The sequence below is a fragment of the Streptomyces sp. NPDC031132 genome, assembly GCF_055570595.1.
Genome location: NZ_JBVIGX010000008.1, coordinates 117,071 through 125,227, shown reverse-complemented (window position 1 = coordinate 125,227; position 8,157 = coordinate 117,071). Strand labels below are relative to the sequence as shown.

Here is an 8,157-nt window from a genome sequence, read left to right as displayed (position 1 = left end):
CGCCCCTCCCCCCCCCCCCCCCCCCCCCCCCCCCCCCCCCCCGCCCTCCCCCCCCCCCCCCCCCCCCCCCCCCCCCCCCCCCCCCCCCCCCCCCCCCCCCCGCCGCAGTACGCGAACGAAGGGAACCGAATCCGCATGGCACGCATGCCGTTGGCGCAGCGGCGCCGGCAGCTGACCGAGGCCGCGATCCGCGCGATGACCCGCGACGGCGTCCCCAGGACGACGACCCGGTCCATCGCCGCCGAGGCGGGCGTGTCGCTGAGCGTCTTCCACTACTGCTTCGACTCCAAGCAGGCGCTGCTCGAATCCGTCATCGAGACGATCAGCGAGCACTACCTGACGGTGGTGAAGCAGGCGATCCGGCCCCGCACCACCCTCCGCGAGACCGTCCGGGCCGGCTTCCAGGCGTACTGGGACCACGTCTGCGCCCATCCCGCCGAGCACATGCTGACGTACGAACTCACGCAGTACGCCCTGCGCGAGCCGGGGTTCGAGCATCTGGCCCGGCGGCAGTACGAGCTGTACTGCGCCACGTACGCCGATCTCCTCGAGCAGGTCCGGCTCGGCATGGAGTTCGAACTCCGCGTCCCCGTCCCCGTACTGGCCCGCTACCTGGCGGCGATGACGGACGGGCTGACCCTGAACTTCCTGGTGCTGGGCGACGCCGCAGCGGCGGCGGAGATCCTCGACATGGTCACCGACCACGTCGCGGGCCTGGTCCACGCCGAGCGGCTCCTGCCGCACTCCGCCGGCCTCCCCGCCTGAAGGCACCGCCCGCGCCCTGCACGGGCGGGGCGGCGGGCCCTCACCCGAGGACCGGATGGGACTCCGGGTGCGCGTTCCACCAGGCGCGGTGGAAGGCATTGTTGTCCACGTTGGCCAGGTACGCGCCGGCCGCAGCGCGGTAGAGGGTGTCCGCCTGTCCGGCGGAGACCGACGAGCGGTGCCAGGCCAGGCGGATACGGCCCGTGATCGGGGTGCCGAGCAGCGGGCGCATCACCGTGCCCTCCACCGCGGGGGCCGTGGGCTGCGTGAGGGAGATGGCGCGGCCCGCCGCCACCAGGTCGTGGCGCATCTTGCGGTCGGTGATCCGGTAGCGCAGGGAGGGGACGAAGCCGGCCTTCGCGCAGGCCTCGACCAGGGCTTCGGGTCCCCCGTCGTCGTCCTCCACCAGGGTCATCCACTGCTCGTCGGCCAGTTCGGCGAGGTCCAGGACCTCCCGCCCCGCCAGAGGGTGCCGGGTGGACATCCGGATGCAGAACGGCTCCTTGGGCACCAGGGTCCGGGCCAGGACTCCCTGGGGCAGTGCGACCTCGTGGTCGTTCACCTCGCCGTACACGATGACGTCGTACCGGCCCGCGCCGAGCATCCGTACGAGCGCGGTCACCGAGTGCTCCACGTCCACGGTGATCTCCCGCCCGGACAGGGTCAGGTCCGTCCGCGTGAGCAGGCCGTCGATCAGGACGAGCAGGATGCAGCCGAGCCGTAGCGGGGCGTCGGTCGCCATGGCGCGGGTCTCGGCGCCGAGGGTCTCCATCTCGGTCAGCACGCGGCGCGCCTTGGCCAGGACGAACTGGCCCAGCGGAGTGGGCTCCACCCCGCTCCGGCCGCGGACGAAGAGCTCGCCGCCCGTGACCCGTTCGATCCTGCGCAGCTGCGCGGAGAGTGCGGGCTGGGAAACCCCCAGCCGGCGGGCCGCGCCGCCCAGACTGCCGGACTCCGCTATCTGGCACACGGCTTGCAGATGCCTCAACTCCAGCTGCATTCGGGCAGCTTACGCAGCGTGACCCCACGACACCATAACGCGGGTCTTATGCGCGCAGAGATGTCCCAATCTCGCCATGTCCACGCCCATACTCGGCGCGAACAGCCAGCCGCACCCCCCACACACGATCGGAGTGGACTCTTGCAGCCCACCAGATGGATGGCTTCCGTGGCGGCCATTGCGCTGACCGCGGGCCTCGCCGGCACGCTGGCCACCGCCGCGTCCGCCTCACCACAGGCCCAGTCCGCACCCTCCCCGCAGCCCAAGTCCGCCGAGCGCGCGGTCGCCGCCGCCGACGCGGCGGTCCGCAGCGGTCTCGACACCCTGGTCAACTCGCCCCAGCAGCAGTACGACCGGCGCCTGGTCACCCCCTGGGTGCAGGACCTGTACTCCGTCTCCTACGAGCGCAGCTACCGCGGCCTGCCGGTCGTCGGCGGCGACGCGGTCGTCCTGGCCGACGGCGAAGGGCACGTCCGCGCCCTCCAGTCGGCCACCTCCACCGTGATCGACGTGGCGACCACCCCCTCCGTCACCGCGAAGGCGGCCGAGGCCACCTCGCGCGCGGAACTGGCGAAGGTCGACAAGGTGCTCGACAGCCGCCTCGTCGTCAAGATCAAGGACGACCAGCCGGTCCTGGCCTGGGAGACCGTCCTCTCCGGCAACACCAGGACGGCGCCCAGCAAACTGCACGTCTTCGTCGACGCCCGCACCGGCAAGGTCGTCGACCGCCACGACGAGGTCGTGGCCGGCAGCGGCACCAGCAAGTGGAACGGCCCGAATCCGCTCACCATCTCCACCACCGCCTCGGGCGGCTCGTACTCGCTGCGCGACCCGAACCGGCCAGGCCTGAGCTGCGCGGACTACAGCACCGGCAGCGTGTTCACGAAGTCCTCGGACTCCTGGGGCACGGGCAACGCGACGTCCAAGGAAACCGGCTGCACGGACCTGATGTTCGCCGCCCAGAAGCAGTGGGACATGCTGAGCCAGTGGCTGGGCCGCAACGGCGTCAGCGGCAACGGCCGCAGCTTCCCGGGCAAGGTGGGCCTGGGCGACCTCAACGCCTACTGGGACGGCAGCTCGGTCACCATCGGGCACAACAGCGCCAACGAGTGGATCGCCGGGATCGACGTGGTGGGCCACGAGTACGGCCACGCCATCGACTCCAACACCCCGGGCGGCACCAGCGGCCAGGAGTCCGGGCTCGGCGAGGGCACCGGCGACATCTTCGGCGCGCTGACCGAGGCGTACGCGGGCGAGCCCGCCCCGTACGACACTCCGGACTACACGGTCGGCGAGATGATCAACCTCACCGGCAGCGGTCCGATCCGCAACATGTACAACCCGTCGGCCGTCGACAACGACCCGAACTGCTACAGCTCCGCGATACCCGGCACCGAGGTGCACGCGGCCGCGGGTCCCCTCAACCACTGGTTCTACCTGCTGGCCGAGGGCAGCAGCCCGGGCGGCGGCAAGCCGAACAGCCCCACCTGCAACCAGTCCACGGTCACCGGCGTGGGCGTGCAGAACGCCGGCAAGATCTTCTACGGCGGCATGCTCCTCAAGACCAGCAGCATGTCCTACAAGAAGTACCGGACGGCGACCCTCAGCTCCGCCAAGTCGCTCGACCCGACGACCTGCAACCTGTTCACCAGGACCAAGGCCGCCTGGGACGCGATCAGCGTGCCCGCCCAGTCCGGCGACCCGACCTGCACCCCGAGCGGCCAGAACGACGACTTCTCGATGGCCCTGAACCCGGCGTCGGGCACCGTCCAGCAGGGCGCCTCGGTCACCACCACCGTGACCACCAACACCACCACCGGGCAGGCGCAGCAGGTGACCCTCACGGCCACCGGCCTGCCGTCCGGAGTGACCGCATCCTTCAACCCGGCCACCGTGCAGTCCGGCCAGTCCTCGACGCTGACCCTCTCCGCCACGTCCAGCGCGGCGCCGGGGTCCTCCACCGTCACGGTCAAGGGCCAGGGTCCGAGCCTCGCGCACACCGTCGACTACGCGCTCAACGTCGGCAGCACCCAGCCCGGGACCGACCCGCCGAACATCAACGTGGCCAACGTCCAGGCCCACCTCGCCCAGTTGAACACCATCGCCTCGCAGAACGGCGGCAACCGCCGGGCCGGCAGCGCCGGCTACACCCAGTCCGTGGCGTACATCAAGGGCAAGCTGCAGGCGGCCGGCTTCACCGTCACCGAGCAGAACTGCACCTCGTGCACCTACCCGTCCAACAACCTGATCGCGGACTGGCCCGGCGGACCGGCCGACCAGACCGTCATGTTCGGCTCCCACCTCGACAGCGTCTCGGCGGGCCCCGGCATCAACGACAACGGATCGGGCTCCGCGACCCTGCTGGAGAACGCCCTCGTCCTCGCGCAGAAGAACCCCACCCTGACCAAGCACGTGCGCTTCGCCTGGTGGACCGACGAGGAGCAGGGCCTGAACGGCTCGGAGTTCTACGTGGGCCGGCTCAGCAGCGCCGAGAAGACCGCCATCAAGGGCTACTACAACTTCGACATGGTCGGCTCGCCGAACGGCGGCTACTTCATCAACAACCTCAACTCGGCCACGGCCGCGCCGCTGAAGGCGTACTGGGCCTCGCTGAACCTCGCCCCCGAGGAGAACACCGAGGGCCAGGGCCGCAGTGACGACTACTCCTTCCAGCAGGGCGGCATCCCCACCTCCGGCTACGCGGCCGGGGCCAGCGCCCGCAAGACCTCGGCGCAGGCCACGAAGTGGGGCGGCACCGCGAACGCGGCGTACGACTCCTGCTACCACAGCTCCTGCGACACGACCAACAACATCAACGCGACCGTCCTGGACCGCAGCGCCGACGGGGTCGCCTACGCGATCTGGAAGCAGGCCGTCGGCGGCGACACCCCGGCGCAGGACTTCTCGATCAGCACCTCCCCGGCCGCCGGCTCCGCCGACCCGGGCGCCGGCGTCACCTCCACGGTGAACACCACCACCGTGAGCGGCAGCCCCCAGACGCTCGCCCTGTCGGTCTCCGGCGCCCCGTCCGGCGTGACCGCGACGCTCAGCCCGACGTCCGTGCAGTCCGGCAGCTCCTCGACGCTCACCGTCCAGGTCGGCGCGGGCACGGCGCAAGGCACGTACACCCTGACCGTCACCGGCACGGGGACGGTCGCGCACAGCACCACCTACACCCTGACCGTCGGCGGCGGCGGTACGTGCACCCCGAAGCAGGTCGTGGTCAACGGCGGCTTCGAGAGCGGCAGCAGCCCGTGGACCGCCACGTCCGGGGTCATCACCAACCAGTCCGGCCAGGTCTCGCACAGCGGCTCGTACATGGCGTGGCTGACCGGCTACGGCACCTCCCACACGGACAGCGCCTCCCAGTCGCTGACCCTCCCGGCCGGCTGCGCCACGGCGCAGCTCGCGTTCTACCTCCACATCGACACCGACGAGGACGAGAACGTGGTCTACGACCGGTTCACCGTCTCGGTGGGCGGCCAGACCCTGGAGACCCTGTCCAATCTGAACGCGGCGCCGGGCTACGTGCTCAAGAGCTACGACGTGTCCCGGTTCGCCGGCCAGACCGTCACCCTGAAGTTCCAGGGCGTGGAGGACCAGTCCCTCCAGACCTCCTTCGTCGTGGACGACGTCACCCTCCAGGCGAGCTGACGCCCGTCTGATCCCCTCCCGAGCGGCACGTTCCCCGGCTCCGCGGCCGGGGGGCGTGCCGCTCGGCCGTGAAACCGGGGCACCGGCAGGCGTCAGTAGTGCCGGGGGGACATGACCTGGGGATCGGCGTCCGGGGCCTCGAGGACGCAGCGCGGCAGTCCCGGGCCGGGGGTGGCGCGGACGGACACCGGCATCGGCGGCACGGTCGGCAGCTCCACCTGCACGGTGACGGGCCGGTCGTGGTGCGTCGTGCCGTGGCCGGTCTCCTTGCCGTCGACCAGGATCTCCACCTCGACGTGGTGGCCGGTCTCGACGGTGGCGCTGACGGAGTGCCCCGCATGATCGATGTGGAAATGATGGCGTCGTCTCATGAGGTCGCCTCCGTCGGGGCACTGCGCACCGGCCCCCCGTCCAGCGTAACCGCGGCCGCCGCCGACAGCAGGTCGGCCACGGTCGCGCCGGGGCGGCCCGGGTTCCCCGGAGCGTTTTGGTTTGGGGGTGGATCCTCAATACGATCCGGCGATGATCACAAGAAAATGGGTGGCGGCCGGGGCCTGCGGCCTGTTGGCCACTCTGGCGGTCGGGCTCTTCCCGGCGAATGCCGCCGCCGGCGAACCGGTGGCGAAGGAGTCCCCCAAGGTCGAGCTGGTCCTCGACGTCAGCGGCTCGATGCGGGCGACCGACATCGACGGCAAGTCGCGGATGGCCGCGGCGAAGCAGGCCTTCAACGAGGTACTGGACGCCACGCCGGACGAGGTACAGCTCGGGATACGGACCCTCGGGGCCACCTATCCCGGTGACGACCGGCAGCTCGGCTGCAAGGACACCAAGCAGCTCTACCCGGTCGGCAAGCTCGACCGGACCGAGGCGAAGACGGCGGTGGCCACCCTGGCCCCCACCGGCTGGACGCCCATCGGGCCCGCCCTGCTGGGCGCGGCCGAGGACCTCAAGGGCGGCGACGCCACCCGGCGGATCGTGCTCATCACCGACGGCGAGGACACCTGCGCCCCGCTCGACCCGTGCGAGGTGGCGCGGGACATCGCGGCCCAGGGCATCCACCTGGTCATCGACACGCTCGGGCTCGTCCCGGACGCCAAGACGCGCAACCAGCTGATCTGCATCGCCGAGGCAACCGGCGGCACCTACACCTCCGTTCAGCACACCGCCGAGCTCTCCGGCCGCGTCAAGCAGCTGGTGGACCGCGCGGCCACCCCGGTCGTCACCCCGGTGGCGACCGAGGGCGCCAAGCAGTGTGCGGGCGCCCCGCAGCTCGGGGCGGGCCTCTACACCGACCGTGAGACGTTCGGCGAGCACCGCTGGTACCGGGTGGACGTCAAGCCCGGCCAGGAACTGCGTGCTTCGGTGAGCATCGCCGCCGACCGGGCCGTCAACAACGACTACGGCGTCATGCTGCGGGCGACGACCGTGCACGGGCGGGAGATCGTCCGCGGCTCGGAGGCGGGCGACGGACGCACCGACATGATCTCCGCCGGCCTGCGCTACCCGAAGGCCGAGCTCGACTCCGACGCCGACGAGGACGGCAAGGCGGCGGTGGAGACCGTCTGCCTGCAGGTCAGCAACTCCTTCTCGGCGCCCGCCTCGGTCAAGACCACCCCGGGCCTGCCCGTCGAGCTCACCATCGACGTGGTCGACGGGCCCGACGACGCGTCCGACGCGGCGGCGTTCGGCCTCGGCCGCGGCTGGTGGCTGCTCGGCGTGCTGGTGCTCGCCGGTCTCGTCGCCGGTCTGCTGTGGGGCTGGATCTCCCGCTGGCGTATCTCGGTCTGGAGGACCAACTGATGCGTACCGTACGCATACTGACCGCCGCCGCCCTCGCCGTCGGCGGTGTGCTCGGCCTGGCCGGCGCGGCCGCGGCGGACACCCCGTCGGCGAGCGCGAGCCCGAGCTCCGGCGGCAAGGCCTCCGGGCCGACCGAGGCGGGCACGGCGTTCCGTACCGCCACGGCGATCCGACCGGGCCAGCGGGCCACGGCCGACGCGTCCACCGGTGACTACCTCTACTGGGTGGTCCCGCTGGACTCGGGGCAGCGGGCCACGGTCAAGGCCACGGTGAAACTGCCCCCGGCGGCGAACCGGCACGGCGCCTCGACCTGGCAGCTCGACGTCTACGACGGGCTGCGCCGCCGCCAGGCGTGCACGTACGGCACGCAGCAGGCCGCGGCGGCCAAGGAGGCCGCCTCGGTCGAGCTGTCGTGCACCCTGCGCACCGTCCGCCCCGGCGCGGAGCCCTGGGCCAACGACCCGCTGCCCGGCAGCTACTACGTCCGCCTGACGGTCGTCGGCGTGGCGCAGGAGGACCTCGGTCTTCCGGTACGGGCCGAGGTCGAGGCCGTCACCCGGGACACGGGAGGCGCCTACGCGGTGGACGGCGCCCTGGCGGCGCCGCTCGTACCCGGCATCGGCAAGACCGCCCAGGCGGCCTCGGGGAGTTCGGCCAAGCCGCAGCCCGCGGCCGTCGGCGAGCCGGCCGACGGCTGGTCCGGCGGCCGCTGGTCCGACCGCTGGGTCTGGACCGCGGCGGGCGGACTGCTCGGCGCCCTCGCCGGCATCTTCGGGTACTCCCTCACCCGCGGCAGGGGCCGCCCCTCCCGGGTCCCGCCCCACGCCTGACCGCCCCGGGGGGGGGGGGGGGGGGGGGGGGGGGGGGGGGGGTGGGGGGGGGTGGGGGGGGGGGGGGGGGTCGTGCGCCTCCCGCGGGCATCTGACGCCGTTTATCCG

The 8,157-nt window shown here is 72.2% G+C and carries 6 protein-coding genes; 4 read left to right on the top strand and 2 right to left on the bottom strand.

Going from position 1 to position 8,157, the window contains the following annotated elements; all coding sequences use genetic code 11:
- The first annotated feature begins 135 nt into the window (after positions 1-135).
- Entirely contained in the window at positions 136-765 is a 630-nt protein-coding gene (locus ACZ49B_RS14655; RefSeq protein ID WP_468305172.1) for a TetR/AcrR family transcriptional regulator, read from the top strand.
- 40 nt (positions 766-805) lie between these two features.
- Here ACZ49B_RS14655 and ACZ49B_RS14650 read toward each other — a convergent pair whose 3' ends face one another.
- On the bottom strand, positions 806-1,765 hold the full coding sequence (locus ACZ49B_RS14650; RefSeq protein ID WP_468305169.1) for a LysR family transcriptional regulator: 960 nt from the start codon (positions 1,763-1,765) through the stop codon (positions 806-808).
- Between the two features lie 159 nt (positions 1,766-1,924).
- On the opposite strand from ACZ49B_RS14650, the gene ACZ49B_RS14645 reads away from it, so the two are divergent.
- On the top strand, positions 1,925-5,419 hold the full coding sequence (locus tag ACZ49B_RS14645; protein ID WP_468305571.1) for a M28 family peptidase: 3,495 nt from the start codon (positions 1,925-1,927) through the stop codon (positions 5,417-5,419).
- 92 nt (positions 5,420-5,511) lie between these two features.
- Here the strand turns inward: ACZ49B_RS14645 and ACZ49B_RS14640 are convergent, their stop codons facing one another.
- Positions 5,512-5,790 carry a hypothetical protein gene (locus ACZ49B_RS14640; protein WP_468305166.1) on the bottom strand — a complete coding sequence of 93 codons (279 nt, stop codon included), beginning with the start codon at positions 5,788-5,790 and terminating at the stop codon, positions 5,512-5,514.
- Positions 5,791-5,941: 151 nt separating this feature from the next.
- Here ACZ49B_RS14640 and ACZ49B_RS14635 point away from each other — a divergent pair, with 151 nt between their 5' ends.
- Together ACZ49B_RS14635 and ACZ49B_RS14630 are read left to right on the top strand one after the other, a co-directional pair.
- A complete protein-coding gene (locus ACZ49B_RS14635; protein ID WP_468305164.1) occupies positions 5,942-7,219 on the top strand; it encodes a VWA domain-containing protein in 1,278 nt (425 codons plus the stop codon).
- Complete coding sequence (locus ACZ49B_RS14630; RefSeq protein WP_468305161.1) at positions 7,219-8,049, top strand: hypothetical protein; 831 nt, start codon at positions 7,219-7,221, stop codon at positions 8,047-8,049. The genes ACZ49B_RS14635 and ACZ49B_RS14630 overlap by 1 nt, the downstream gene beginning before the upstream one ends.
- The last annotated feature ends 108 nt before the right edge of the window (positions 8,050-8,157 follow it).

Excerpts from the sequence above, each read along its gene's own strand:
- ACZ49B_RS14640 (WP_468305166.1), bottom strand. The coding sequence starts at position 5,790 with ATGAGACGACGCCATCATTTCCACATCGATCATGCGGGGCACTCCGTC.
- ACZ49B_RS14650 (WP_468305169.1), bottom strand. The coding sequence starts at position 1,765 with ATGCAGCTGGAGTTGAGGCATCTGCAAGCCGTGTGCCAGATAGCGGAG.
- ACZ49B_RS14630 (WP_468305161.1), top strand. The coding sequence starts at position 7,219 with ATGCGTACCGTACGCATACTGACCGCCGCCGCCCTCGCCGTCGGCGGT.
- ACZ49B_RS14635 (WP_468305164.1), top strand. The coding sequence starts at position 5,942 with ATGATCACAAGAAAATGGGTGGCGGCCGGGGCCTGCGGCCTGTTGGCC.
- ACZ49B_RS14655 (WP_468305172.1), top strand. The coding sequence starts at position 136 with ATGGCACGCATGCCGTTGGCGCAGCGGCGCCGGCAGCTGACCGAGGCC.
- ACZ49B_RS14645 (WP_468305571.1), top strand. The coding sequence starts at position 1,925 with ATGGCTTCCGTGGCGGCCATTGCGCTGACCGCGGGCCTCGCCGGCACG.